Annotated in this window: 25 protein-coding genes and 3 pseudogenes; 11 read left to right on the top strand and 17 right to left on the bottom strand. The window is 71.4% G+C overall.

The annotated features are described in order from the left end of the window. The first annotated feature begins 90 nt into the window (after positions 1–90). Positions 91–414 (top strand): ATP/GTP-binding protein, encoded by a 324-nt coding sequence (locus BM076_RS20440; protein ID WP_093715091.1) that lies wholly within the window; start codon positions 91–93, stop codon positions 412–414. A 61-nt stretch (positions 415–475) separates the two neighbouring features. Here the strand turns inward: BM076_RS20440 and BM076_RS20435 are convergent, their stop codons facing one another. From BM076_RS20435 to mce, 7 genes are all read right to left on the bottom strand, one after another. After that, on the bottom strand, positions 476–1,405 hold the full coding sequence (locus BM076_RS20435) for an ABC transporter permease subunit (RefSeq protein ID WP_093715090.1): 930 nt from the start codon (positions 1,403–1,405) through the stop codon (positions 476–478). Then, positions 1,402–2,652 (bottom strand): ABC transporter ATP-binding protein, encoded by a 1,251-nt coding sequence (locus tag BM076_RS20430; RefSeq protein WP_093715089.1) that lies wholly within the window; start codon positions 2,650–2,652, stop codon positions 1,402–1,404. Before BM076_RS20430 ends, BM076_RS20435 begins: the two co-directional genes overlap by 4 nt. 148 nt (positions 2,653–2,800) lie before the next feature. Further along, positions 2,801–3,574 carry an ABC transporter permease gene (locus BM076_RS20425; RefSeq protein WP_093715088.1) on the bottom strand — a complete coding sequence of 258 codons (774 nt, stop codon included), beginning with the start codon at positions 3,572–3,574 and terminating at the stop codon, positions 2,801–2,803. 1 nt (position 3,575) lies between these two features. After that, a complete protein-coding gene (locus BM076_RS20420) occupies positions 3,576–4,601 on the bottom strand; it encodes an ABC transporter ATP-binding protein (RefSeq protein WP_093715087.1) in 1,026 nt (341 codons plus the stop codon). Positions 4,602–4,741: 140 nt separating this feature from the next. Continuing rightward, positions 4,742–5,680, bottom strand: coding sequence for a coiled-coil domain-containing protein (locus BM076_RS20415; RefSeq protein WP_093715086.1), 939 nt, complete (start codon positions 5,678–5,680; stop codon positions 4,742–4,744). 103 nt (positions 5,681–5,783) lie between these two features. Next, positions 5,784–9,326: a polarized growth protein Scy gene (gene scy, locus BM076_RS20410; protein WP_093715085.1), complete on the bottom strand. Its 3,543-nt coding sequence runs from the start codon at positions 9,324–9,326 to the stop codon at positions 5,784–5,786. A 180-nt stretch (positions 9,327–9,506) separates the two neighbouring features. Beyond that, the gene (gene mce / locus BM076_RS20405; RefSeq protein WP_093715084.1) at positions 9,507–9,989 is read right to left on the bottom strand and encodes a methylmalonyl-CoA epimerase; all 483 of its coding nucleotides are present in this window, start codon (positions 9,987–9,989) and stop codon (positions 9,507–9,509) included. Positions 9,990–10,128: 139 nt separating this feature from the next. On the opposite strand from mce, the gene BM076_RS20400 reads away from it, so the two are divergent. Beyond that, a complete protein-coding gene (locus BM076_RS20400) occupies positions 10,129–11,328 on the top strand; it encodes an acetyl-CoA C-acetyltransferase (protein ID WP_093715083.1) in 1,200 nt (399 codons plus the stop codon). 51 nt (positions 11,329–11,379) lie between these two features. Beyond that, positions 11,380–12,351 carry a methylmalonyl Co-A mutase-associated GTPase MeaB gene (gene meaB, locus BM076_RS20395; protein WP_093715082.1) on the top strand — a complete coding sequence of 324 codons (972 nt, stop codon included), beginning with the start codon at positions 11,380–11,382 and terminating at the stop codon, positions 12,349–12,351. 70 nt (positions 12,352–12,421) lie between these two features. On the opposite strand, the pseudogene BM076_RS20390 reads toward meaB, so the two are convergent. The 6 genes and pseudogenes from BM076_RS20390 to BM076_RS20365 all read right to left on the bottom strand — a co-directional run. Then, positions 12,422–12,610, bottom strand: a pseudogene (locus tag BM076_RS20390) (VOC family protein); the annotation flags it as partial. A gap of 23 nt (positions 12,611–12,633) precedes the next feature. Further along, positions 12,634–13,116 (bottom strand): MarR family winged helix-turn-helix transcriptional regulator, encoded by a 483-nt coding sequence (locus BM076_RS20385; RefSeq protein WP_093715081.1) that lies wholly within the window; start codon positions 13,114–13,116, stop codon positions 12,634–12,636. A 55-nt stretch (positions 13,117–13,171) separates the two neighbouring features. Continuing rightward, the gene (locus tag BM076_RS20380; RefSeq protein ID WP_093715241.1) at positions 13,172–13,939 is read right to left on the bottom strand and encodes an AIM24 family protein; all 768 of its coding nucleotides are present in this window, start codon (positions 13,937–13,939) and stop codon (positions 13,172–13,174) included. A gap of 11 nt (positions 13,940–13,950) precedes the next feature. Then, positions 13,951–14,601 carry an AIM24 family protein gene (locus tag BM076_RS20375; protein WP_093715080.1) on the bottom strand — a complete coding sequence of 217 codons (651 nt, stop codon included), beginning with the start codon at positions 14,599–14,601 and terminating at the stop codon, positions 13,951–13,953. Next, positions 14,602–15,240: an AIM24 family protein gene (locus BM076_RS20370; RefSeq protein WP_093715079.1), complete on the bottom strand. Its 639-nt coding sequence runs from the start codon at positions 15,238–15,240 to the stop codon at positions 14,602–14,604. A gap of 6 nt (positions 15,241–15,246) precedes the next feature. Further along, a complete protein-coding gene (locus BM076_RS20365; RefSeq protein WP_093715078.1) occupies positions 15,247–16,053 on the bottom strand; it encodes a DUF2127 domain-containing protein in 807 nt (268 codons plus the stop codon). 209 nt (positions 16,054–16,262) lie between these two features. On the opposite strand from BM076_RS20365, the gene BM076_RS20360 reads away from it, so the two are divergent. Together BM076_RS20360 and BM076_RS20355 are read left to right on the top strand one after the other, a co-directional pair. After that, positions 16,263–16,613, top strand: a complete 351-nt coding sequence (locus tag BM076_RS20360; RefSeq protein WP_093715077.1) for a DUF3817 domain-containing protein — start codon at positions 16,263–16,265, stop codon at positions 16,611–16,613. Next, positions 16,610–16,903 carry an MTH1187 family thiamine-binding protein gene (locus BM076_RS20355; protein WP_093715076.1) on the top strand — a complete coding sequence of 98 codons (294 nt, stop codon included), beginning with the start codon at positions 16,610–16,612 and terminating at the stop codon, positions 16,901–16,903. Before BM076_RS20360 ends, BM076_RS20355 begins: the two co-directional genes overlap by 4 nt. Positions 16,904–16,936: 33 nt before the next feature. On the opposite strand, the gene BM076_RS20350 is transcribed toward BM076_RS20355, so the two are convergent. Continuing rightward, positions 16,937–17,941 (bottom strand): ArsR/SmtB family transcription factor, encoded by a 1,005-nt coding sequence (locus BM076_RS20350; protein ID WP_093715075.1) that lies wholly within the window; start codon positions 17,939–17,941, stop codon positions 16,937–16,939. A 70-nt stretch (positions 17,942–18,011) separates the two neighbouring features. On the opposite strand from BM076_RS20350, the gene BM076_RS20345 reads away from it, so the two are divergent. Continuing rightward, the gene (locus BM076_RS20345) at positions 18,012–19,322 is read left to right on the top strand and encodes an MFS transporter (protein ID WP_093715074.1); all 1,311 of its coding nucleotides are present in this window, start codon (positions 18,012–18,014) and stop codon (positions 19,320–19,322) included. Positions 19,323–19,361: 39 nt separating this feature from the next. Here the strand turns inward: BM076_RS20345 and BM076_RS20340 are convergent. Further along, a pseudogene (locus BM076_RS20340) lies at positions 19,362–19,802 on the bottom strand (lipid II:glycine glycyltransferase FemX); the annotation flags it as partial. Positions 19,803–19,903: 101 nt separating this feature from the next. Here BM076_RS20340 and BM076_RS20335 point away from each other — a divergent pair. The 5 genes from BM076_RS20335 to BM076_RS20315 all read left to right on the top strand — a co-directional run bounded on the left by BM076_RS20335 (position 19,904) and on the right by BM076_RS20315 (position 23,358). Beyond that, positions 19,904–20,230, top strand: coding sequence for a L,D-transpeptidase (locus BM076_RS20335; RefSeq protein ID WP_093715073.1), 327 nt, complete (start codon positions 19,904–19,906; stop codon positions 20,228–20,230). Positions 20,231–20,276: 46 nt separating this feature from the next. Beyond that, positions 20,277–20,786 (top strand): MarR family winged helix-turn-helix transcriptional regulator, encoded by a 510-nt coding sequence (locus tag BM076_RS20330; protein ID WP_093715072.1) that lies wholly within the window; start codon positions 20,277–20,279, stop codon positions 20,784–20,786. A gap of 94 nt (positions 20,787–20,880) precedes the next feature. Further along, positions 20,881–21,222, top strand: a complete 342-nt coding sequence (locus BM076_RS20325; protein WP_093715071.1) for a DUF3817 domain-containing protein — start codon at positions 20,881–20,883, stop codon at positions 21,220–21,222. Positions 21,223–21,356: 134 nt separating this feature from the next. Continuing rightward, positions 21,357–23,057, top strand: a complete 1,701-nt coding sequence (locus tag BM076_RS20320; RefSeq protein WP_093715070.1) for an acyl-CoA mutase large subunit family protein — start codon at positions 21,357–21,359, stop codon at positions 23,055–23,057. Between the two features lie 109 nt (positions 23,058–23,166). Further along, positions 23,167–23,358 carry a DUF397 domain-containing protein gene (locus tag BM076_RS20315; protein ID WP_245796169.1) on the top strand — a complete coding sequence of 64 codons (192 nt, stop codon included), beginning with the start codon at positions 23,167–23,169 and terminating at the stop codon, positions 23,356–23,358. A gap of 157 nt (positions 23,359–23,515) precedes the next feature. On the opposite strand, the gene BM076_RS20310 is transcribed toward BM076_RS20315, so the two are convergent. Together BM076_RS20310 and BM076_RS36705 are read right to left on the bottom strand one after the other, a co-directional pair. Beyond that, on the bottom strand, positions 23,516–23,758 hold the full coding sequence (locus tag BM076_RS20310; protein ID WP_093715069.1) for a hypothetical protein: 243 nt from the start codon (positions 23,756–23,758) through the stop codon (positions 23,516–23,518). Continuing rightward, a pseudogene (locus BM076_RS36705) lies at positions 23,758–25,257 on the bottom strand (hypothetical protein); the annotation flags it as partial. The pseudogene BM076_RS36705 and the gene BM076_RS20310, both read right to left, overlap by 1 nt.

Below are 25,257 nucleotides of genomic sequence, written 5' to 3'. Positions count from 1 at the left end.
ATGACGGGGATGAGCCGTTCCGGTACGGGCGCGGCGTCCGCGTACCCTTGACGCAGAGTCCGCGAAAGCCAGCAGAGCGCGAGGTGTCCCGTGTCGCCGCGACGTAACCGCCCGCCCCGCACGGGCCGTGCCGAGGACCGCGAGGAACAGCGGGAATCGGGGATCGGCGCGGGCAGCACCGAGGAGTGGCAGGGCGAGGAGTGGGTGGTCCGCCCGATCGCGGGCAGCGCCTCCGCCAAGCACTACCGCTGCCCCGGCTGCGACCAGGAGATCCCGCCGGGTGTCGGTCATGTGGTGGCCTGGCGCGAGCACGGGGGAGTGGACGACCGGCGGCACTGGCACCGCGCGTGCTGGAACGCGAGGGACCGCCGCACCAGCAGGGTGCAGCGGTCCCGTAACGCTCCCCGTTATTGATCACGAAGTGTCGGTTTCCCCGTGAACGTCCGTGAACGCCTGTGGCCGTCCGTGAACGGTCCTACACGTCCCGGGTGGTGAGCGCCGCGTAGGCCGCGCCGAGCAGCACCGCCGTGACGACGGCCAGCGCGATGAGCTGCGGCACCCCGTTCTGGTCGCCGTCGCCGATCATCGGGAAGTGGTAAAGCGAGGCGAGCGAGTTGGGCGCGGAGTACTTCACCAGCTTCTCGCGGGCCGTGTCCAGGCCGCTGGGCAGGAAGATCGCGACCAGCAGCGGCAGCAGCACCACGCCGAGCATGGCGCTGACCGCGCCCGCCGAGTGCCGCAGCAGGGTGCCGACGGCGAGCGCCAGCAGGCCGAGCAGCGCCACATAGAGGCCGACGCCGATGGTCGCGCCCAGCCATTCGGTGCCGCTGGCCGAGGTCACCCCGTCCTTGATGACGACGCCCGGGTGGTCGCCGTGCAGGTCGTAGCCGCCCGGGGTCTTGCCCGACAGCACGCTCCAGCTGATCAGCGCGGTCATCGTGCAGGCGACCGTGGTGGTGACGAAGGAGAGCAGGAAGAAGACGATCGCCTTGGCGGTCAGCACCCGCGACCGCTTCGGGCACGCGGTCAGCGTCGTACGGATCATGCCGGTGCCGTACTCGGAGGTGATCACCAGCACGCCGAGCGTGATCACCGCCAACTGGCCGAGCAGCAGCCCGAAAAGGCCCGGCGCGAGCACCGGCACTGTCGGGTCGTTGTCGTCGTTGATCGGCACGATGACCAGCAGATTGATGCCGATCACCAGGACCAGCATGACGCTGAGCGTCCACACCGTGGAGCGGACGGTACGGATCTTCGTCCACTCCGAACGCACCGCCTGCCCGAGCGTGGTCGGCTCGACCGGCAGCTGCGAGCCGAAGGACGGGGCGAACTGCGAGGTGTACTGCGGCTGTTGGGGGCCACCGCCGAAGGGCGCGGGGGCCGGGAACTGGGCCGGGGCGGTCATCGGGCGTCCTCGCTGTCGGACTTGTCCAGGTTCAGGGCGGGGGTGGCGGGGGCCGTGGGCGCGGCCGGCACCGGAGGCGCGGCCGGGGCGGTCGGTACGGCGGGGGGCTGCTGCGGCGGGAGCGCGGCCGGCGGCTGACCCTGTGGCTGTCCCTGCGGCGGCTGCCAGCCCCAGCCGGGCTGCTGGCCGTACGGCTGCTGACCGTGTCCGGGCTGGCCGTATCCCGGCTGTCCGTACGGCTGCGGCTGTCCGTAGGGCGGCTGCGGCGGCCCGTACGGCTGCTGGCCCCAGGCTTGCGCCTGCTGCTGGAACTGGAGGCCCCGGCGCGGGTCCTGCGTCGAGCGGTAGTCGACCGCGCCGCTGGTCAACCGCATGTACGCCTCCTCCAACGACGCCTGGTGCGGGGAGAGTTCCCACAGCCGGACGCCGCTGTCGTACGCGATGTCGCTGATCCTCGGCAGCTCCAGGCCGGTCACCCGCAGCGCACCGTCCGGCTCGGCCTGCACGGTGCCGCCCGCCTCGGCCAGCGCCTTGTCGAAGGTCTCGCGCTCACTGCCCTCGGCGGGCGTGCGGACCAGCGCGTAGCCGGTCGAGTGGTGCGCGATGAAGTCCTTGACGCTCATGTCGGCCAGCAGCTGCCCGCGGCCGATCACGATCAGATGGTCCGCGGTCAGCGCCATCTCGCTCATCAGATGGCTGGAGACGAAGACGGTGCGGCCCTCGCTCGCGAGCTTGCGCATCAGATTGCGCACCCAGTGGATGCCCTCGGGGTCCAGGCCGTTGACCGGCTCGTCGAAGAGCAGCACCCCGGGGTCGCCGAGCAGCGCGCCCGCGATGCCGAGCCGCTGGCCCATGCCGAGCGAGAAGCCCTTGGACCGGCGGAAGGCCACGTCCTGGAGGCCCACGACGCCCAGCACCTCGTCGACCCGGCGGGCCGGGATGCCGGAGAGCTGGGCGACACAGAGCAGATGCTGCCGGGCGCTGCGGCCGCCGTGCACCGCCTTCGCGTCCAGCAGCGCCCCCACCTTGCGTGGCGCGTTGGGCAGTTGGCGGTACGGCACCCCGCCGATGGTCACCTGGCCGGACGTCGGCTCGTCCAGGCCCAGGATCATCCGCATCGTCGTGGACTTGCCCGAGCCGTTGGGGCCGAGGAATCCGGTGACGGTGCCGGGCCGCACCTGGAACGACAGGTTGTACACGGCGGTCTTCCCGCCGTACTGCTTGGTCAGGCCGACTGCCTGGATCATGCTCCGCCCCTCGCTGCAACGGAGGCGACTCGCCCCCGTGAGGGAGGAAGCGTAGCCGGTGGGGGTTGGTTCCCCCCACGGGCCACTGACAACGATCCGGAGTCGGGCCCGGCGCCCGCCCGGCGTCAGGGCCGGCGCCCCGCGACCGTCAGGCGTCGCGCTTGGCCAGCACCGCGTAACCGCCGATCAGCGCCACGACCACCCACACCGCCATGATCGCGATACCGCCCCAGGGGCCGTACGAGGTGTGGCTGTCGGGGTCGTTGACCACCTGCATGATCTTCTGGCCGGCCTGGTCGGGGAAGTACTTCGCCACCGACTTCACCTTCGGCACCGCCGACAGGATCGGCGAGACCAGGAAGAAGAACGGCATCAGGATGCCCAGGCCCAGCATCGGGCTGCGCAGCATCGACGCGGCGCCCACGCACAGCAGCACCATCAGCGCCATGTACAGCCCGGCGCCGAAGACCGCCCGCAGCACCCCCGGGTCGCCGATGCTCGCCTTGTGCGAGCCCAGCAGCGACTGGCCGAGGAAGAAGGTGATGAAGCTGGTGGCCATGCCCACCACCAGCGCCAGCAGGCCCGCCACCGCGACCTTGCAGAAATAGAACATGCCGCGCTGCGGGACCGCCGCCAGCGAGGTGCGGATCATGCCGGTGCTGTACTCGCTGGAGATCACCAGCACACCGAAGACGATCAGCGCCAACTGGCCCAGTGACATGCCGAAGAAGGCGGTGTTCGTCGGGTCGAAGGTGGCCTTGTCCGAGTCCGACATGTCGCTGTAGGTGTTGTTGAACACCAGACAGATCACCGCGCCGAGCGCGACGGTGACGATGAAGGCCAGCGCCAGCGTCCAGATCGTGGACCGCACCGACTTGATCTTCGTCCACTCCGACTGGAGGACGGCAGAAGGTGACGCCATGTCACTTCCCCTTTCCGGTGCCGGAGTCGCGCCACTGCGCGCCCCACTGCTGCTGCGGGGCCTGCTGACCGGCGGCCTGCGGCATCCCCGCCGCACCGCCGTCGATGCCCGGTGGCGGGGCGACGCCGCCCGCGTGGTACTCCACCGACTCCGCGGTGAGCTGCATGAACGCTTCCTCCAACGAAGCCCGCTGCGGGCTGAGTTCGTGCAGCACCAACTGGTGCTGGGCGGCCAGCTCACCGAGCTGCGCCGCGTCGCCGTCCTGGATCTCGAAGGTGCCGTCGCTGGTGGTCACCGGGGTGAACCCGGCAGCGGTCAGCACGTCCTTGAGGCGCTCCGGCTGCGGCGTGCGGATCCGCACGTACGAGCGGGAGTTCTTCTCGATGAACTCCGCCATCGAGGTGTCGGCCATCAGCCGGCCGCGGCCGATCACGATCAAGTGCTCGGCGGTCAGCGCCATTTCGCTCATCAGGTGGCTGGAGACGAAGACCGTACGGCCCTGCGCGGCCAGCCCCTTCATGAGATTGCGGATCCAGTGGATGCCCTCGGGGTCGAGACCGTTGACCGGCTCGTCGAACATCAGGATCTCGGGGTCGCCGAGCAGCGCGCCAGCGATGCCGAGCCGCTGGCCCATGCCGAGCGAGAACCCCTTGGACCGCTTCTTCGCCACCGCCGTCAGACCGACGGTGTCCAGCACCTCGTCCACCCGGTGCCGGGGGATGCGGTTGGACTGCGCCAGGCACAGCAGATGGTTGTACGCGGTCCGCCCGCCGTGGATCGCCTTGGCGTCCAGCAGCGCGCCGATGTACTTCAGCGGTTCGCTGAGCTGCGCGTAGTGCTTGCCGTCGATCCGCACGTTACCGGCGGTCGGATTGTCCAACCCCAGCATCATCCGCATCGTCGTGGACTTGCCCGCGCCATTGGGCCCGAGGAAGCCGGTCACCACGCCGGGGCGCACGGTGAAGGTCAGATTGTCGACTGCGGTCTTGTCCCCGTACCGCTTGGTGAGCCCCTGCAACTCAATCATGGGGGCGAGGCTAGCAACCGGTGTCCGGGAAACCGAAACCCCCGCCCGGTACGGACGGGGGTGTCGGGCAAAGCGTCGACCGGGATTCAGCTCCCGTTCAGCGGGACCGAACGGTCAGCGGGCCGTCGGCGTCGGCCGGGTCAGCGGGACTGCTGGGCCGGGACGCCGCGCGAGATCGGCTCCTCGTCGGCCGGGGCGCCCGCGGCGGCGACCGCCGCACCGGTCAGCGTCGCCAGCATCTCGCGGACGTTGGTCAGCTGCGCGTTGATGCTGTCGCGGCGGTTGGTGAGCGCCGCCAGCTCGCGCTCGGACTCGCTGCGGATCCGGTCGGCCTTGGCGTTGGCGTCCGCGACGATGTCCTCGGACTGGCGCTGCGCGGTCTCCACCGTCTGGCGGGCCCGGCGCTCGGCGTCGGTGCGCAGCTTCTCCGCCTCCAGACGGAGCTGCTCGGCTCGGTGCTCGATCTCCGCCAGGCGCTTCTCGGCCTTGGCCTGACGGCTCGCCAGGTCGCGCTCGGACTGCTCGCGGCGCTTGGCCAGGTTGGTCTCGAAGTCCGCGGCGGCCTGGGCGGCCTTGGCGCGGGTCTCCTCGAAGAGGGCGTCCGCCTCCTCGCGCTTGTTCTGCGCGTCCTTCGTGGCGTCGGCCCGCAGCTGCGACGCGTCGCCCTTGGCCTTGTCGACGATGCGGACGCCTTCGTCCTCCGCCTTCGCCTTGCGGTCCGAGGCGAACGCCTCCGCGTCGTTGCGCACCTGGGCGGCGGCCGACTCGGCCAGCTCGCGGTGCTGCTCGGCGGCCCGGCGGGCCTCCTCGCGCAGGTCCTTCGCCTCCTCCTCGGCGAGGCGGAGGATCTTCTCGACACGGGCACCGAGACCCGCGTACGACGGCTCCGAGTCGTTGACCTGGGCCTGGGCGTTCTGGGTTTCGAGGTGCAGCTCCTCGATGCGCTTCTCCAGCGCGGTGATCCGGGTCAGTGCGCTGTCACGGTCGGCGACGAGCTTCGTAATGCGGTCGTCCACCTGTCCGCGGTCGTATCCGCGCCGCACGAGCTCGAAGCCGAAGGGGGAGGAAGTGTCGCTCATGGGGTTCCTGTCAATTCAGACCGGTTGAGGTGATAGGGGGAATCCTAGGGGCCCGGACGGCGTGTCACCGAGCCATTGCCGTATAGGTATGGAGAATGTCCGCTCAATCGAGTGGAGCATCGTCGATACGCTTGCCACTCGATCGGGTGGTTCCCGCGCCGGCACCTGCGGTGACGCCCCCGCCGGGCGCGTCGAACGACTCCAGCGCCTCCAGCACGTCCTGGACACGGGAGATTTCCGCGTTGATGTCTTCTCTGCGGCGCACGAGGATCTCCAACTCGCGTTTGCCCTCGGCCACGATGCGCTCGGCCTCGGCACGGGCCTCCCCCTTGACCCGCTCCGCCTCGCGCTCGGCCTCGGCCTTCTTCTGCTCGGCCTCCTTCAGGAGGCCCTCGACCTTCTTCACCGCGGCGATACGGACCTTGCTCGCCTCGGAAGTGGCCGTGGACTTGATCTCGGCGGCCTTCTGCTCCGCCTCGGCGAGCTGCTCGGTGGCGGCGGTGACCAGCTTGTCGACCCGCTCGCCGACGGTCTTCATCGCCTCCGCGGCCTCCTTGCGGGCCCGCTCGTGCAGCTCCTCGACCTCGGACTCCACGCGCACGCGCAGCTCCTCGGTACGTTCCCTTATCGCCGTGGCGTCCGCGCGGGCCTCGCCGAGCATGGTGTCGGCGTCGGTGCGCGCCCGCTCCACCATGCCATTGCCCTCGGCGGTCGCCTCGTTGACGATCCGCTCCGCCTCGCCGCGGGCCGCGCCGACCATCGTGTCGGCCTGCTCCTCGGCCGCCGCCGCGGTCCTGCGGGCCTCCTCCTGCGCCTTGCCGATCAGCTCGTCGGCCTGCTCCGCGGCCTCGCTGCGGCGCTTGTTGGCCGCCTCGCGCGCCTCGTCGAGGATGCGCTGCGAAGTGGTCCGCGACTCCTCGGCCTCCCGCTCGGCGGTCTCCAGCGCGTCCTTGGCGAGGATGCCGAGCCGCTCGGCCTCCTCGCGGGCCTTGGTGACCAACTGGTCGGCCTGGCCCGCCGCGTCGGTCCGCATCCGGTTGGCGTCCTCGCGCGCCTCGGCCCGCAGCCGGTCCGACTCCTCGATCGCCTCCGAGACCGTACGGTCGGCCAACTGCCGTGCCGCCTCGGCCTCTTCCTGGCTCTCCCGGCGGACCCTGGCCGCGTCCTCCGAGGCCCGCTCGCGCTCGGAGTTGGCGTCCGCGTGCAGCCGGTCCGCCTCGGCCTGGGCCTCGGTGCGCAGCCGCTGCGCCGCGTGCTCGGCCGCCGAGCGCAGCCCGGAGATCTCCTCCTCGGCCTCCTGGTGCAGATTGGCCACCGCGTCGCGCACCTGCTGCGCGGTGGCCTCGGCCGCCGCGACCGCCTCCGCGGCCCGCTGATCGGCCTCGGCGCCCAGCCGGTCGGCCTCCGTCGCCGCGTCCTCGACCCGCTTGCGGGCCGCGGCCAGCAGCTCCTCGCTCTCCCTGCGGGCCTGCGCGCGCTCCTGCTCGGCCTCGCCGCGGGCGCTGCCGAGCACCTCCTCGGCCTCGCGGCGGCGGCGCGCCGCCTCCTCCTGCGCGGCGGCCAGCGCCTCCGCGGCCTCCGTACCGAGCCGCTCGGCGGCGGCGGCCGCCTCCGCCCGGACCCGCTCCACATGCTCCTGCGCCTCGGCGCGCAGCCGCTCGGCCTCCGCGGTGGCCTCCGCCTGGAGCCGTACGGCGACGCTCTCGCCCTCCGCGCGGGTCTGCGCGGCGTCCGCGGCGGCCTCGTCCCGCAGCCGTACGGCCTCGGCCTCGGCCTGCTCCTGGAGCGTACGGACCCGCTCGGCGGTCTCCGCGCGCAGCCGCTCGGCCTCCTCGCCGGCCTCCCGGCGCAGCCGCTCCGCCTCGGCGTCGGCGTCCCGCACGGTCTGCTCGGCGGCGGCGACCCGGGCCTCGGCCTCCTCGCGCAGCCGGACCAGATCGGTCTCGGCCTCCTCGCGCATCCGGGCCACGACGGTGTCGCCCTCGGCGCGCTGCGCCTGGGCGGCCTGCTCGGCCTCCTCCTTGACGGCCGCGGCCTGCCGCTCCGCCTCCTGCCGCAGCTCCTCGGCCTCGGCGCGGGCGTGCCGCAGCGCCTCCTCGGCCTTGGTGTTCAGCGCCGAGGCGCGCTCCACGGACTCGGTGCGCATCCGGTCGGCCTCGGCGCCGGCGCTCTGCCGCACCTCGTCGCCGTCCGCCTTGGCCTTGGCCAGCAGCTCCTCGGCCCGGCTGGCGGCCTCCTCGATCTGCTGGACGGCCTCCCGGCGGGCCTCGCCGCGGATCCGCTCGCCCTCGGCGACCGCGTCGGCCCGCAGCTGCTCGGCCTCGCCGCGCAGCCGCCTGGCCTCCTCCTGGAGCTCGACGGTCCTGGCGCGGTACTCCTCGGTGTCGTCCTGGGCGGCGCCCCGCAGCTCCTGCGCGGACGTCTCGGCCTCGCTGCGCAGCCGCTCGGCCTCCGCCTCGGCCTCGCGCCGGATCCGCTCGGCCTCCTCGCCGGCCGCCTTCGTGGTGGAGCGGGCGTCCTCGGACGCCTTGGTGAGGATCTCCTCCGCGGACCTCGCGGCCTGCGCGAGCTGGGCTGCGGCGTCCTCGGAGGCGGCGGCGCGGGCCTTCTCCTGCGCCTCGGTGCGGATCCGCTCGGCCTCCGCGGTGGCGTCGGCGACGGTCTGCTCGGCCTCCGCCTTGGCGGCGTCGACCTGCTTGGTGGCCTCCGCGACCATGCGGGCGATCTCGGCCCGGGCGGTACGGGTGCGCTGCTCGTTCTCCGTCTCGGTGGCCGCCAGGCGCTTGGCGGCGCCCGCGGTGGCCTCCTCGCGCAGCCGTTCGGCCTCGGCGCGCGCGCTGCGCAGCGCCTCGTCGGCCTCCCGCATCCGCTCCTCGGCCAGCCGGGACAGCTCGATCGCCCGGGACCTGGCCTCGTCGGACTCGCTGCGGGTGGTGGTGCGCAGCTGCTCGGCCTCGGTGGTGGCCTCCTGCGCCTGCGACGAGGCGGCGGTCAGCAGCCGCTCGGCGTCGGCGCGGGCCCGGCGCAGCAGCTGCTCCGCCTCGTTGCGGGCCGCCTGCGCCTCGGACGTCAGCCGGTCGCGGGTCTGCTCGGCGACCCGGGTGGCCTCGGCGCGGGCGGCGGCCAGCGCCGCCTCGGACTCGGCCCTGGTCTCGTCCAGCAGCCGCCTGGCCTGCGACTCGCTGCGGGCGCGCAGCTGCTCGGCCCAGGCGACGTTCTCATTGACGTGGGTCTCGACGGTGGCCCGGCGCTCGCCCAGCTCCTCGTCGAGCTGCCGCCGCCGGGCGATCGCCTCGGCGTGCCACTCGGCCTCGAAACGGGCCTGGTGCTCGGCCTGCTCCTGGAGCAGCCGCTGGGTCTGGGCGCGGGCCTCGCGCAGCTCGCGCTCGGCGTCGGCGCGCAGCTGGTCGGCCTGGATCTGCGCGTTGCGCAGCAGCTGGTCGGCCTGGTGGCCGATGTTGTCGTAGGCAGGGCGGGACGCCAGATTGCGCCGCGCCTCGTGCAGCTTGGCGCGCAGCACCTCGACCTGGTATCCGAGGTCGTCGGCGTGGTCGACGGCCTTGCCCCGCTCGGTACGAAGCCGCTCCATCTCGGCTTCGAGCTGAGAGAGGTGGTCGTCAGCCTGGTAGCTGTCGTTGCCCCGCACTCCGCGGTCCCATCGGTCTCCTGGCGTTCTCACCCGCCAACCGGGTGAGATTCCCCGTCGCTCCGTTCGAAGACGGAGCTGTAAGAGGAATGGTGTCAGATCAACGTCGCGGAGCGGGAGCGTACCTATGTGCCCACCCCGGTCGGCCCGGTCACTCTACCGGGCAGGACGGGGGTTGGGTCAGTGGTCCTGCGAGCCCTCTGCGGTCTCCGACGGGGCATTTCCCGCCAGGACGGCCGCCGAGGTGACCAGCTCGGTGAGCACGCCGTGACAGTCCTTGGGGTGCAGGAACGTGATCCGGGAGTCCATCGACCCCCTGCGCGGCTCGTCGTACAGCACCCGTACGCCCTTGTCGCGGATCGCCGCGGACTCGGCGTCCACGTCCGCGGTGCCGAAGGCGATGTGGTGGACGCCCTCGCCGTTCTTGGCGAGCCACTTGCCGACCGCGGAATCCTCCCGCGTCGGCTCCAGCAGCTGCAGATAGCTGGCGCCGCCGTCGGAGGTGCCGTTGATCCGGAGCATGGCCTCGCGCACGCCCTGCTCCTCGTTCACCTCGCTGTGCGCCACTTCGAAACCGTACGTGGCACGGTAGAAGTCGACGGTGGCGTCGAGGTCGAAGCACGCGATGCCGATGTGGTCGATACGGGTCAGCCCAGTAGCCATGACCACAGTGCACCGTACGGATATGTGGTCACGCAACGTGCGCGCCGTCACACGTTCCGACGGGTGACCCGGCCTCTACCGGTCAGTACATTGACGATAACCCTCGTTAACTTCTCTCTTCAGCCGAAGGGGCCGCGCCATGACCAGCCAGGCACGCACATCCGTGATCGTCGCAGGTGCCCGCACCCCGATGGGCAGGCTGCTGGGCAGCCTGCGCAGCTTCTCCGGGGCGGACCTCGGCGGCTTCGCGATCAAGGCCGCGCTCGACCGGGCCGGCATCGGCGGCGACCAGGTCCAGTACGTGATCATGGGCCAGGTGCTCCAGGCGGGCGCGGGCCAGATCCCGGCCCGGCAGGCGGCGGTCAAGGGCGGCATCCCGATGAGCGTGCCCGCGCTCACCATCAACAAGGTGTGCCTGTCCGGGCTGGACGCGATCGCGCTGGCCGACCAGCTGATCAGGGCCGGCGAGTTCGACATCGTGGTGGCCGGCGGCCAGGAGTCCATGACCAACGCCCCGCACCTGCTGCCCAAGTCCCGCGAGGGCTACAAGTACGGCGCGATCGAGATGCTCGACGCGATGGCGTACGACGGCCTGACCGACTCCTTCGACAACATCGCGATGGGCGAGTCCACCGAGCACCACAACACCCGGCTCGGCATCGAGCGCGCCCCGCAGGACGCATTCGGCGCCCAGTCCCACCAGCGGGCCGCCGCCGCGCAGAAGAACGGCCTGTTCGAGGCGGAGATCACACCCGTGGAGATCCCGCAGCGCAAGGGCGACCCGGTGATCTTCGCGCAGGACGAGGGCATCAGGCCCGAGACCACCACCGAGTCGCTGGCCAAGCTGCGCCCGGCCTTTACGAAGGACGGCACGATCACGGCAGGCACCGCCTCCCAGATCTCCGACGGCGCCGCCGCCGTGGTCGTGATGAGCCGCGCCAAGGCCGAGGAGCTGGGGCTGAGCTGGATCGCGGAGATCGGCGCGCACGGCAATGTCGCGGGCCCCGACAATTCGCTGCAGTCCCAGCCGTCCAACGCGATCAGGAACGCGCTGGACAAGCAGGGCCTGACCGTCGACGACCTCGACCTGATCGAGATCAACGAGGCGTTCGCGGCCGTCGCCGTCCAGTCGATGAAGGACCTGGGCGTCACACCTGAAAAGGTGAACGTGAACGGCGGCGCGATCGCCCTCGGCCACCCGATCGGCATGTCGGGCGCCCGGCTGGTGCTGCACCTGGCGCTGGAGCTGAAGCGGCGCGGCGGCGGCACCGGCGCCGCGGCGCTGTGCGGCGGCGGCGGCCAGGGCGACGCGCTGATCATCAAGGTCGCGGGCAACTGACGGTCGCGGTCGGCCGGCGGTAGCTACGGATTCGGGTACTCGGGAGTGCAGATGGTGGATGTCGCCGGTCTGGTCGAGCAGGCGCGGGAGGGCAGGCCGCGCGCGGTCGCGCGGCTGATCTCCCTCGTGGAGGGCGCCTCGCCGCAGCTGCGCGAGGTGATGGCCGCGCTCGCGCCGCTGACCGGCGGCGCGTACGTGGTCGGCCTCACCGGCTCGCCCGGCGTCGGCAAGTCCACCTCCACCTCGGCGCTGGTCACGGCGTACCGCAAGGCGGGCAAGCGGGTCGGCGTGCTCGCCGTCGACCCGTCCTCGCCGTTCTCCGGCGGCGCCCTGCTCGGCGACCGGGTCCGGATGTCCGAGCACGCCTCCGACCCCGGCGTCTACATCCGCTCGATGGCCACCCGCGGCCACCTCGGCGGCCTGGCCTGGGCCGCCCCGCAGGCGATCCGGGTGCTGGACGCGGCGGGCTGCGAGGTGATCCTCGTGGAGACCGTCGGCGTCGGACAGTCCGAGGTGGAGATCGCCGCGCAGGCCGACACCTCCGTGGTGCTGCTCGCGCCCGGCATGGGCGACGGCATCCAGGCCGCCAAGGCCGGCATCCTGGAGATCGGCGACGTCTACGTCGTCAACAAGGCCGACCGGGACGGCGCGGACGCCACCGCCCGCGAGCTGAACCACATGCTGGGCCTCGGCGAGTCCCGCGAACCGGGGGACTGGCGGCCGCCCATCGTCAAGACCGTCGCCGCGCGCTCCGAGGGCATCGACGAGGTCATCGAGGCGCTGGACAAGCACCGGGCCTGGATGGAGGAGCGCGGGGTGCTCGCCGCGCGCCGCGGCCGCCGGGCCGCGGGCGAGATCGAGAACATCGCGCTCACCGCGCTGCGCTCGCGGATCGGCGACCTGCGCGGCGACCGGCGCCTCGACGCGCTCGCCGAGCGGGTGGCCGACGGCACCCTCGACCCGTACGCGGCGGCCGACGAGCTGATCGCCGGGCTGACCGGGGACGGCGGCTCCGGGTCCTGACCGCGGGGCTGCCCGGCGACTCCGGGCCCTGACCGCGGGGCCGGCCTGCGGCTTCCGGGCCTGACGCCGCTCAGGCGTCCTGCGGGTACCAGCGCAGCTCGACGGTGTTGCCGTCCGGGTCGCGCACGTACACCGACGTGGCCGTGCCCCGCGCCCCGTACCGCTTGCCGGGGCCGTCGACCACGGTCAGGGCGCCGGAGTCGATGACCTCCTGCCAGTCCAGCGGCTCGACCACCAGGCACAGGTGGTCCACATTGCCGCCCGCGGCCCTCCCCGGTGGGGCTACTTGGTGCGTTCGGCGCGGAGGTGGTCGGCGACCGGGCGGAGGGCCTCGTGGTAGGCGGCCAGGGACTCCTGGGGGATCAGGTCGATGAAGTGGGCGCGGACCGAGGCGACGTGGCGGGGGGCGACCTGGCGCATGGTCTCCCAGCCGTGCTCGGTGAGTACGGCGTACAGACCGCGGCGGTCGGACTCGCAGTTCTCCCGGCGGACCAGCCCGGTCGATTCCATCCGGGTGATCTGGTGCGAGAGCCGGCTCTTGGACTGGAGCGTGGACCTGGCCAGATCGCTCATCCGCAGCCGCCGGTCCTCCGCCTCCGAGAGGTTGACGAGGATCTCGTAGTCGTTGTTGGTCAGACCGAAGGCCTGGAGGTCGCGCTCCAGTTGGTACATGAGCAGGCGGCTGACGTCCAAGTGGATACGCCAGGCGCGCTGCTCGTCCTCGCTGAGCCAGGCGGTGGCGGTGTGCTCGGTCACGGTCTCCATGGAGTGAATTCTACCGGCGGTACGTCGACGGATGATCGTCAGGGTAGCGACCCGGTCACCGTCCGAAGCGGGGCCCCGCGCCGGGCCCCTGGGCACCGGCGCCCGGCACCCCCGGCCCCGCCTGGCCGGGCACACCGCCGGTGGCCTGTTCGGCCATCAGCGTCTCGGTGGACTGCAGCAGCACCTGCCCGGCGCCGACGAACTCGAACTGGTGCTCCTCGCCGGACGCCCCGCCGATCCCGGTCATCGCCCGGATGCCGCCGAGCACACCGCGCAGATAGGCGTGGTCGTAGTGGTGGCACGGCGAGGGGCAGTCGGCCCAGCCGACCAGCGCCTGCGGGTCGACCCGGATCGGCGGCTCCACGAAGTGCACCGCCCCGTTGGAGGCGGCCACGAACTTGCCGGTGCCGATCAGCGTCAGAAAGCCCGGGATGATCGACTGCTTGAGCGCGAGCCCCGGCTGGAAGGCCAGCAGATTCCCCGACCTGATGGTCAGATTGCCGTCGTCCAGATCGTAGGAGTTGATGTCGTACGACCGGTCCGCGAGCAGCATCTTCCCGCGGCCCTGCGCCACCACCCAGTCCGCCGCGTGCAGCGGCGAGTGGAAGTTCGCGGCCACCAGCCGGTCCAGCGGTCCGTACCCGATGGCGTGGAAGTCGACCTGCCCGTAATAGGCGATCATCTTCCCCTTCTGCAGGAACCACTGCCCGTCCAGCGCGACGGAGAAGGCGTACGGATTGACGTTGTCGTCCGCCGGCAGGGTGTACGGGTCGTACACGACGGGCCCGCCGTCGCCCCCCGCGGCACCGAAGCCGCCGACCACCGGACCGCCGCTCACAGCTTCTCCTCCGACGCCTGTACGTAGACCATGCCCTGCCCCGACAGCTCCAGCTGGAACGCCTCGCCCGAGCCGCGCCCGACCATCTCGCGCCAGCCGAGCGCGGCCGACAGCTTGTTGCGCACGTCGCCGCGGTGCGCGACATACGCCTGCGGGTCGACGTGCACCGGGGCCTGCGGGGTGATGGGCAGTTCGATGACCCCGCCGTGCGCCATCACCGCGACCGAGCCCTTGCCCTGGAGCGTGGTGGTGAACAGGCCCTGGCCGGTGACCTGGCCGCGTATCACGCCCATCACACCGCCCTGCGAGCCCATGAACATCGTGCCCTGCTGCAACGAGCCGTCGAAGGCGAGCAGCCGGTCGGCCTCCACGTACAGCGTCTCGCCCGCGAGGTCGACGCAGTGGATGTGGTGGCCGCCGTGCCCGAACATCACGGAACCGTCGCCCTCGACGACCATCAGCGGTGTCGCCTCGTTGGCGACCCGGCGGCCGATCATCGACATCACACCGCCCTGCCCGCCGGTGATGCTGGGCGTGAACGAGACGGCGCCGCGGTAGGCCAGCATCGCGCCGCGCTGGCTGAACATCCGCTGCCCGGGCACGATCCGGGCCTCCACCATCTTGGAGTTGATCCGGGTGAACGCCATCTAGAGCTGCCCCCCGATCGTGGTGCGCTCGCTGGGCTGCACGTACACCAGGCCCTCGCCCTCGAAGCGGATCTGGAAGCTCTCGCCCGAGCCCTCGCCGATCATCGTGCGCCAGCCCACCGAGTGCTGGAGCTGCTGGCGCAGCTCGCCGGTGTGCGCGATGTACGCGCCCGGGTCGACGGTCAGCGGGGTCGCGGCCGACACCCGCAGCACGATCGCCGGGCCGTCGGACATCACGGCCGCCTGGCCGGTGCCCTCGACGGTGGTGGTGAACAGCCCGTTGCCCTGCGAGGCGCCGCGCAGCCCGGTGAAGGTGGTGCCGGTGCGCAGCCCCGCGTCGGTGGCCAGCAGATTGCTCGCCTCCACGTACAGCTTCTCGCCGGTCAGCCGGACGAGGTTGATCTCGGTGGCGCGGTCGGCGAAGTAGCAGGTGCCCTGCCCCTTCACCTCCATCACGGCCATGTGCTCACCGGTGATCCGGCGGGTGACCAGGCCGCGCAGGCCCTCGCCGCCGCCGGTCATCTTCTTGAACGTCATCTCGCCGTCGTACGCGACCATCGCGCCGTTCTTGGCCTTGACCGAGTCGCCGGTCAGGTCCACGGCGAGCACCCGGGTGCCCTGGAGCCGGAAGCGTGCCATGGCGGTTCAGACGCTGTCCGCCGCGGACCGCGGCCGTACCGGGAGGGGCGGCACGGTCTCGCCCGCCGCGACCTCGACCTCCAGCAGCGACTCGCCGCGCCGCTCCGCCTCGAACGCCGCGTGGCCGCCGCGGATGCCGAACAGCCGCTTGCCGATGAGGATGTAGAGGACGGCGAGGATGTTCAGCGCGAGGGTGCCGATCTTGAAGTAGCTGACCTTCTCGGTCAGTTCGTAGATCTCGATGGGCAGGAAGGCCGCGGTCGCGACCACCGCCAGATACTCCGCCCAGCGCTTGCCGAACCACAGGCCGACGCCCTCGACCACCTCGATCAGCGCGTACAGGCCCAGGCCGCCGGCGGCGATCCGCAGCGTCGACCTCTTGTAGTCGAAGGTCTTCTGGATGGTGTCGACGACCGGCGAGTGGTCCAGGTCGTAGCCGAAGTGGCGGGCCACCGGACGGAAGACGGTCAGGTCGTCGTCGAAGAGCCGGCGCACCGAGTCCTGCGAATTGCTGAACTTCCACACCGCCCACGCGGCGAGGATCACCAGCAGCCCGCGCAGCACCCGCTCGACGGCCAGGAAGCGCAGGATGAACAGGTCGCGCAGCGCCCGCCCGCGCGGCATCAGCGGCGCCCGGTCGGCCGGGCCCGAGCCGTGCGGCTCACCGAGGACGAAGTCGCCGCAGCGCAGGCAGCGCCAGACGGTGCCCACCGCGGTGCTCGCGTGCAGATTGCGCCGCAGGTGGTTCTCGTCGGGCGCGTAGGTGATGTGGCCCTTGCGGGCGCAGTGCCGCCGGTCCCAGTCCATCGTCATCGTCTCTCGGTCCCCGTGGGTGAGCGTGGTCGGGTGCTGCTCGGTCGCTGGTGGGTGTCCTGGTGGTGTCGTGGACAGGGACGCTATCGCCCGCCGCGCGGTTTCCTACCCCGGGGGCGGGCCATCGATACGGTCCGGTGATAATGGGAGGGTCCTTGTGAACGTGATCACAAGGCTGTGCCGCCCTCGTCGCCGACAGTGAGGTTCTCGTGGACCTGAAGACCGCCACCGCCCTGCGCAGGCTGCGCCTGATCTCCGGCCCGGAGGCCGTGTCCTTCCTGCTGCTGATGGTCTGCTCGGTGCTCAAGCGCACCACCGACTTCAACGCGGTGCCCGTCATGGGCATGGTGCACGGCGTGCTGTTCATCCTCTACGTCGTCTTCTGGGCCGACGCCTGGCGGCGCGCGAAGTGGACGGCCGGCCGCGGTGTGCTCTTCTTCGTGCTGTCGGTGCTGCCCACCGGCGGCTTCTTCGCCGAGCGCATGCTGCGCCGCGAGTCCGAGGAGTCGGTCGTCGCGGCCCGCGCCGACCAGGCCGCGGCCCAGGGGGCGGGCGCGTGATCGTCGCCTTCTCCGTCACCCCGCTGGGCGTCGGCGAGGACGTCGGCGAATACGTGGCCGACGCCGTCCGGGTGGTCCGCGAGTCCGGGCTGCCGAACCGTACGGACGCGATGTTCACCTCCGTCGAGGGGGAGTGGGACGAGGTGATGGACGTCGTACGCCGGGCCGTCGCCGCCGTCGAGGAGCGCGCGCCGCGGGTGTCGCTGGTGCTGAAGGCCGACATCCGGCCGGGCGTCACGGACGGTCTGACGTCCAAGGTCGAGACGGTCGAGCGCTTCCTGTCGCAGTAGCGGCGCGGCTGCCGACGCTACGGAGCGGGGCGTTCAGAACAGCCCGCCCGTCGTCAGCGCGATCCCCAACGGCGTCCGCTCGTACAGCACTTGGTGCCCGTAGCGGCGCGACGCCAGCAGGCCCGCGTCGCGCAGCACCGCCAGGTGCGCGGAGACCGACGACAGGGCGAGGGCGTGCCGGTGGGCCAGCGCCGTCGTGGTGCTGGGCGCGTCCAGGCCGCTGAGGATCGCGGCCCGGTTGGTGCCGAGCAGCGCGATCATCGCGGCCGACGCGGTGGGGCCGGTCTCGGCCCACAGCCCGCCGATGCCGCGCGCCGGATAGACCACGGTGGTCTGCCACGGCGGGTCGAAGGCGTTGCCCGCCTCGGGCCAGAAGAAGACGCTGGGCACCAGCACCAGGCCGCCCTGGTCCTGCCCGTCGGCGTCACCGAATTCCGGCAGGAAAGAGGTGTGCCCCGCCGCGGTGAGCGCGCCCTCGGACCACACCAGCTTCGGGTGCAGCCCGGTGAACAGCCGCTGCATGCCGCCGTCGGCGAGCCGCCGCGCGTGATAGGCGATGTCCGCCTCCAGCACCGCCCGCAGCCGCGGCCAGTGCGGCGCCAGCAGCGCCGCCCACACCTGCTCGTACAGCCCCGCCAGCTGTCGTACGGTCGCGGCCGGGTCGGCCAGCATGGCGCGGCCCCGCCGGCTCGTCCCCGCGCCGGGGGTCTGTGCAAGTGCGGCGGTGATCTGCCGGTGCGCCTCGTCGGGGGGCGTCGCGCGGACCGCCGCGAGTTCGTCGTCGAGCGTGCCGAGCGGTACCTGGGGAGCGGGGTGCAGGAAATCCGGGGGATAGCCGTGATCGGGTGCCAGCAGCCGCAGCGGCGCCAGGTCGAGACCGGCCGCCGCGGCTCTGACCTGCCGCAACCACGGCAGGTGGTATCCGTGTCGGTCGGGCCGGGACAGGGTACGTATGGCTCCCTGGGTCTCTCGCAGGGGTGATATCGCGAAGCGGCAGCGCAACAGCTCCTCAGCCGCAAATCGCATACGAAACGACATCACGACCCCCAAGATTCGGCTCAGACCGAAACACTACGATATGCAGTGCTCATGCCACCAGGGTGATGTCATGACAACGGACAGCGAGCACCCCCCACCAGGCGGACGCACGCCAACGCCGGCCGGTTCGCAGCCCGCTCCCACCACCAAGGGGAACGGCAACGGCGCCCCCACCGGTTACGGTGCCGTTTTCGCCGTCCGGGAATTCCGGCCGATCTTCGCCGCGCACATCCTGTCCGTCCTCGGCAGCGTCTTCGCCGAGGTCTCGCTCGCCGTCCTCGTCTTCCGGCAGACCGGCTCCGCGATCCTCACCGCGCTGATCTTCGCCCTCGGCTTCCTGCCCTACGCGCTCAGCGGCATCCTGCTGTCCGGCATCGCCGACCGTTTCCCCACCCGCCGCGTCCTGGTCGCCTGCGACCTGCTGTGCGCGGCCTTCGTCGCGGTGATGGCGGTGCCCGCCACACCGCTCGCCGTTCTCTTCGTGCTACGCGTGTCCGTCTCGATGATCACCCCGCTGTTCACCGGTACGCGGGCGGCGAGCCTGGCCGACATCCTCACCGGCGACGTGTTCGTGCTCGGCCGTTCCCTGGTGCGGATCGTCGGCCAGAGCTCGCAGATCATCGGCTACGGCGTGGGCGGCCTGGTGCTGGTGTGGCTGTCGCCGCGCACCGCGCTGCTGGTCACCATCGGCACCTTCGTCAGCTCCGCGCTGCTGCTGCGCTTCGGCACCCGCGACCGGCCCGCCCGGGTCACCGGCACCGGCGCCATGATGCGCGACTCGATCGGCTCGGCCGGGCGGCTCTTCCGCGACCCGCGGATCCGCTCGCTGATGCTGATGTGGTGGGTGCCGCCGATGTTCTGCGTCGTCGCCGAGGGCGTCGCGGCGCCCTACGCGGACGCGGCCGGCGCCGGCTCCGCGGGCTTCGGCATCCTGCTGGCCGCGATGCCCGCGGGCACCGTCGTCGGCGAGGTGGTCGCCGGCACCCTGCTCAGCCCGGCCGCCCGCGAACGCATCGCCATCCCGCTCGCCGGGGTGTCGATGCTGCCCTTCATCTGTTTCGTGGCGCACCCGCCGCTGCCGCTGGCGATCGTGCTGCTGCTGCTCACCGGGGTGAGCACCGCCTACGCGCTCGGCATCGACAAATGGTTCGTGCACGACGTGCCCGCCGACATGCGCGGCCGGGCCATGTCCCTGCTGGGCGCCGGGATCATGACGCTGCAAGGCGTCGGCATGACCGTCGGCGGCGCGGTCGCCGAATGGGTGCCGCCGTACGCGGTGATCGCGGGCGCCGGCATCCTCGGCACGCTCAGCGTGATCCCGGTGCTGCGCTCGGTGCGGCGCAGCCGCCCGGTCGGCGGCTCGGTGAGCCCGGCCACGTAAGGTCCCGGGGCCGCCCGTACGAGGCGGCACGCAGCAGGGTCAGCGCCGCGTGAGATACGCGTGCATCGCCCGGTGCAGCGTCTTGTTGACGGTGCCCTGGAGCGGCAGCTCCCACTCGCCGACGGTCTCCACCGCCTCCCCGCCGGTCCCCGTCTTCCAGCGCAGCAGCCCGTAGCCGTGCCCGTCCGGGTCGAGCCCGTCCGGCACCCCGCGCATGTCGTAGACGCCCGCGCCCGCCGCCAGCGCGTCGCACATCATCCGCCACTGCAGCGCGTTGCTCGGCCGCACCTCGCGCCGGTGGTCCGCCGACGCGCCCGTCTGGTACCAGACCCGGCCGCCGTCCGGCGCCGCCAGCAAGGTGTGCGCGGCCAGCAGCTCGCCCTCGTACCGCGCGGTGTACAGCCGCATACGGCCCGGCCGTTCGGCGTTGAGCGCCGCGTACTGCCGCTGGTAGTAGCCGAGCGGGCGTCCGAGGTCGAAGGCGGGCCCGTCCGGCGCGGGCGCCGCCGGCAAGGGCGGGGGCAGCTCCGCCCCGGCGGCAAGCCCGCCTTCCCCACCTCGGCAAGCAGTCCACGGTCCGGATGACGTCCTCGTCGGTCGACATCGCCACCTCCGAGGACTCGGCGGACTTCTACGACAAGGACGTGAAGTACGCCGTCAACATCACCACCTCCGGCACGTACACCCATGCCGCGCCCTGGAACGACGCGATGATGGGCGTGCGGAACGGCAGCCACGGCTGCATCGGCATGCACACCGCGGACGCCAAGTGGTTCTTCGACCCGTCGGTCCGCGGCGACCTCGTCATCACCTCCGGCTCCACCCGGGCCACCGTCGACAAGGGCAACGGATACGGCGAGTGGAATCCGAGCACGCAGGCGTGGCGCGCGCTGAGCGCTCTCGCCTGACGAGACACTTGTGCCCGCTATGTGACCGACGGGTAGGCTCAGCCGCGTGTCCAAGCCCCTGAGCCTGCCCTTCGACCCCATCGCCCGCGCCGACGAACTGTGGACCCGGCACTGGGGCGGCGTCCCGTCGATGGGGGCGATCACCTCGATCATGCGCGCCCAGCAGATCCTGCTCGGCCAGGTCGACGCGGTGGTCCGGCCGTACGGGCTCACCTTCGCGCGGTACGAGGCGCTGGTGCTGCTCACCTTCTCCAAGGCGGGCGAGCTGCCGATGTCCAAGATCGGCGAGCGGCTGATGGTGCACCCGACGTCCGTCACCAACACCGTGGACCGGCTGGTCGCGGCCGGCCTGGTCGCCAAGCGCCCCAACCCCAACGACGGCCGCGGCACCCTGGCCACCATCACCGACAAGGGCCGCGAGATCGTCGAGGCCGCCACCCGCGACCTGGTCGCCATGGACTTCGGCCTCGGCGTCTACGACGACGAGGAGTGCGCGGAGATCTTCGCGCTGCTGCGGCCGCTGCGGATAGCCGCGGGCGACTTCGACGAGGTCTGATCCGGACGAGGGCTGACCTGGCCGTCCGGCCCGGGCCCGGGCCTTGGCGGTACCCGGATGAGCCCGGCATTTCGCGGCGGCTACGCTCGATGCCATGAAATCCAGCGTGCTGACCCGCTACCGGGTGATGGCCTATGTGACGGGCGTGCTGCTGATCGCGCTCACCCTCGGCGTCATCGCCAAATATGTCCTCGACATCAATGGCGCGGGCACCTTCACCACCGCCGTCGGCTTCGCCCACGGCTGGCTGTACGTCGTCTACCTGATCTTCGCCTTCGACCTGTGCAACAAGGCGAAGTGGCCGCTCGGCCGGATGGCCTGGGTGCTGCTGGCCGGCACCGTCCCGACCGCCGCGTTCTTCGTGGAGCGCCGCGTCACGCGCGAGCTGGCGCCGAAGGTGGTCCACCCGGAGAAGTCCGAGCCCGTCAACGCCTGAGGCGTCCCGCGGCGCCCGACGCCGGATCCCGGCCGCTGTCCGTAGGCGCCGTACGTGATCTGAGACACGGCTCACCACCCGGTGGGCCGTGTTCCCATCGACATTTACTAGGACGTCCTAGTAAATTCGAAGGTATGGACTCCCAAGGCATCGAGCAAGGCCGCCAGCGCTGGCAGGCACGGTACGACTCGGCCCGCACGCGGGAGGCCGACTTCAGCACGCTCTCGGGCGACCCCGTGGAGCCGGTGTACGGCCCGCCGGCCGGCGTGGACGTCCCCGGGTTCGAGCGGATCGGCTGGCCCGGCGAGTACCCGTTCACCCGCGGCCTGCACCCCACCGGCTACCGCGGCCGTACGTGGACGATCCGGCAGTTCGCCGGCTTCGGCAACGCGCAGCAGACCAACGAGCGCTACAAGATGATCCTGGCCGCGGGCGGCGGCGGTCTGTCGGTCGCCTTCGACATGCCGACGCTGATGGGCCGCGACTCCGACGACCCGCGCTCGCTCGGCGAGGTCGGGCACTGCGGTGTCGCCATCGACACGGCCGCCGACATGGAGGTCCTGTTCAAGGACATCCCGCTCGGCGACGTCACCACCTCGATGACCATCTCGGGGCCCGCCGTCCCCGTCTTCTGCATGTACCTGGTCGCCGCCGAGCGGCAGGGCGTCGACCCGGCGGTGCTCAACGGCACGCTCCAGACGGACATCTTCAAGGAGTACATCGCCCAGAAGGAGTGGCTCTTCGAGCCCGCCCCGCACCTGCGGCTGATCGGCGACCTGATGGAGCACTGCGCCGCCTCGATCCCGGCGTACAAGCCGCTGTCGGTGTCCGGCTACCACATCCGCGAGGCCGGGGCGACGGCCGCGCAGGAGCTGGCGTACACCCTCGCCGACGGCTTCGGCTACGTGGAACTGGGCCTGTCGCGCGGCCTGGACGTCAACACCTTCGCGCCCGGCCTGTCCTTCTTCTTCGACGCGCACCTGGACTTCTTCGAGGAGATCGCCAAATTCCGTGCCGCGCGCCGGATCTGGGCCCGCTGGATGCGGGACGAGTACGGCGCCACGTCCGACAAGGCGCAGTGGCTGCGCTTCCACACCCAGACCGCCGGGGTGTCGCTGACCGCGCAGCAGCCGTACAACAACGTGGTGCGCACCGCCGTCGAGGCGCTGTCCGCGGTGCTCGGCGGCACCAACTCGCTGCACACCAACGCCCTCGACGAGACGCTGGCGCTGCCCAGCGAGCAGGCCGCGGAGATCGCGCTGCGCACCCAGCAGGTGCTGATGGAGGAGACCGGCGTCGCCAATGTCGCCGACCCGCTGGGCGGTTCCTGGTACGTCGAGGCGCTCACCGACCGGATCGAGGCGGACGCCGAGAAGATCTTCGACCGGATCCGGGCGCTCGGCGCCAAGGCCGTACCCAGCGGGGAACACCCGATCGGCCCGATCACCTCCGGCATCCTGCGGGGCATCGAGGACGGCTACTTCACCGGCGAGATCGCCGAGTCCGCCTTCCAGTACCAGCGCGCCCTGGAGAAGGGTGACAAGAAGGTCGTCGGCGTCAACGTCCACCACGGCTCGGTCACCGGCGACCTGGAGATCCTCCGGGTCAGCCACGAGGTCGAGCGCGAGCAGGTCCGCGACCTCGCCGCCCGCCGCACCACCCGTGACGACGCGGCCGTCCGCGCCGCCCTGGACGCCATGCTCGCCGCCGCCCGCGGCGGCACCAACATGATCCCCCCGATGCTCGACGCGGTCCGCGCCGAGGCGACCCTCGGCGAGATCTGCGACGCCCTGCGCGCCGAATGGGGCACCTACACCGAACCCGCCCGCTTCTGACCTGTAGTCCTTCGGGTAGTCCGCTGCCCGCCACGGCCCCTTGAGCAGGCCGTCCGCTGGGTAGCCTCAAGGCCTCGCACTCACCCACCCTTTCCAGGGAAGGACGTTCGTGGCCCTCGAAGCGACCGTCGGCGACGACGGGATGATTCACATCCGCGAGACCGAACAGCCGGACATCGTGGCCGTGACCACCCCCGCCAAATGGGAGGCGTTCGTGAAGGGCGTCCGCGCGGGGGAGTTCGACCACTTCGTGGCGGGCGTGGAGGCGGCGGAATGGGGTGCGATGAACGGGGCGCCGTGATGCCGCTGGGTGGTCGTGCGACTGAGGTCGGAGCACGGCCCGACACCGCATATGACGCTGGGCGTCCTGGTCCGGAGTCTTGAAGGCCCGGTGAACAAGCCCCGGTGGGTGGCGCCTGTTGAGCACCACGCACCGGGGCTGTGAGCTGCCCAGGGAATCAGACCAGGTTGATTTCCCTCCCTGCAGAATCCCAGACGCGCACTGTCGCGATGACCTCTTGGTGCAGGATCACGCTGCCGGCCGCGTACTCCACGCCCATGGTGATCTCGTCGTCATCCACTCCCGAGGGGAAGACGATCTCCAGGTGGTCGCCGGGCGCGAGCACATGCTCCTCGCCCCACGGCTCGAACACGACGGTGGTCGGCGCGTCGGCGCCGGCCTGGACTCGGAATCTCATCATCAGCCCCAGTTGTCGAGGATGTACTGCATGAGCTGCCAGCGCTGGTTGGCACTGGGGTTGGTCGGACTGACCTCGTCGACCCGCTTGTAGGCGGCGTAGATCTTCTGGATCTCGTCCTTGGTGTAGCGGAGCTCCTTCACCTTGGCGACGTGCTCCGCGGTGCGCAGGGCGAGGCTGCCGTCCTTCATGCCCCACAGATCCTTGCCCATCGCGCTGAGCGTCGTCCCGCGCGCCGTGGCGATTTCCTTGACCTTGCCCATTTCCTCGGCGACGATCTCCGACACCTTGGCGCCGTCAGCGATTCCGGAGGCTACGCCCCGGCCGACGCCCTGAGCCTCCATTGCCGCTTGGAGCGCATCCAACGACTCGCCGGCAGCGACCGCCGCTCGCATCGACTCGACGATCTTGGAAATCGTCCCAAGCAGTACTGGTGAGATGTCCAGGGCGGCCCAGGCGCAGTCGCCGAGGCTCGGTGACTGCGCGCATCCGACAATGTGTCCCAGCATCGCATCTTTGATTGCGATCAGGACAGACTCGGTCAGCTCGAGGCCATCGACATGCTCTTTCTGCTCGTGCGTGATGTCGACTGTCGCCATTGTCAGATACCGGAAATCGAGATCGCCGATGCACTCTGCGACTAGCGTGTCAGGGACGGGGCAGAAGGCGACGAAATACATAATTGTGCCGGTGACATGGTGCTTGACCGTGTATTCACAACCAATGCCATCACCAGTGTGGGTGCCTGAACAGAAACCGTCTGAGCTCATCGTGTCGTCAAGGTCGTAGCTGAGGTAAATTCCGCTAGAACCGTTGGTGACGCCGCTGCTCAGCTGGTCAGATTGCCGCTTGTTGTCCTTTTCTTCCTCAGCGTCGGCCGCCGCGTCTTGGGCGTCTTTTGCGGCTTGTTGGGCGTTGGCGGCGGCTTGTTCGGCGGTGGTGGCGTCGGCTTCGGCTTGGTCGGCGAGGCCGCGGGCGGTGGCGGCGTCGGTTTCGGCGGCGCTGGCGGCGTTGCGGGCGGTGGCGGCGTCCTGTTCTGCGGCGTCGGCGGAGGCGCGGGCGTCGGTGGCGTAGCCGGCGGCGGTGGTGGAGGCGCCGGCGGCGGCTGCCGCGTCGTCGGTGGCCTGCTGGTTGTAGGTGACGGTGTGCTGTTCTGCGGTGACGGCGGCTTTGGCGGCGGTGGCCGCTTCGGCTGCGGAGGCTCTGGCCTTGTTGAGGGAGATCAGGGCTTTGGCGGCGGAGGCGGCGGCGTCGGCTGCCGCGGTGGCGGCGGCCTTGGCGTCGGCGTCGGCTGCGGCTGCGAGGGCGGCGGCCTGGGCGGAGGCTTTGGCGGCCTGGTCGGCCTTGGCCTGGCCGAGGGCGGCCTGTTGTTCGGCGAGGGTCTTGGAGGACTGTCCGGTCAGGACGGCCAGACCTGCCGAGGCGTCGGTCTCGGTGTAGGGGGAGCCGAGTTCGATGGCGTCGTTGGCGGGTTTGACGACTTGTGCGGCGGAGTCGCGGGC

Origin of the sequence: Actinacidiphila alni, from assembly GCF_900112845.1 — a bacterium.
GTDB classification, from domain to species: Bacteria; Actinomycetota; Actinomycetes; order Streptomycetales; family Streptomycetaceae; genus Actinacidiphila; species Actinacidiphila alni.
Note: the sequence above shows the minus strand (reverse complement) of the source record. Positions and strands in the feature narration are given on the sequence as shown.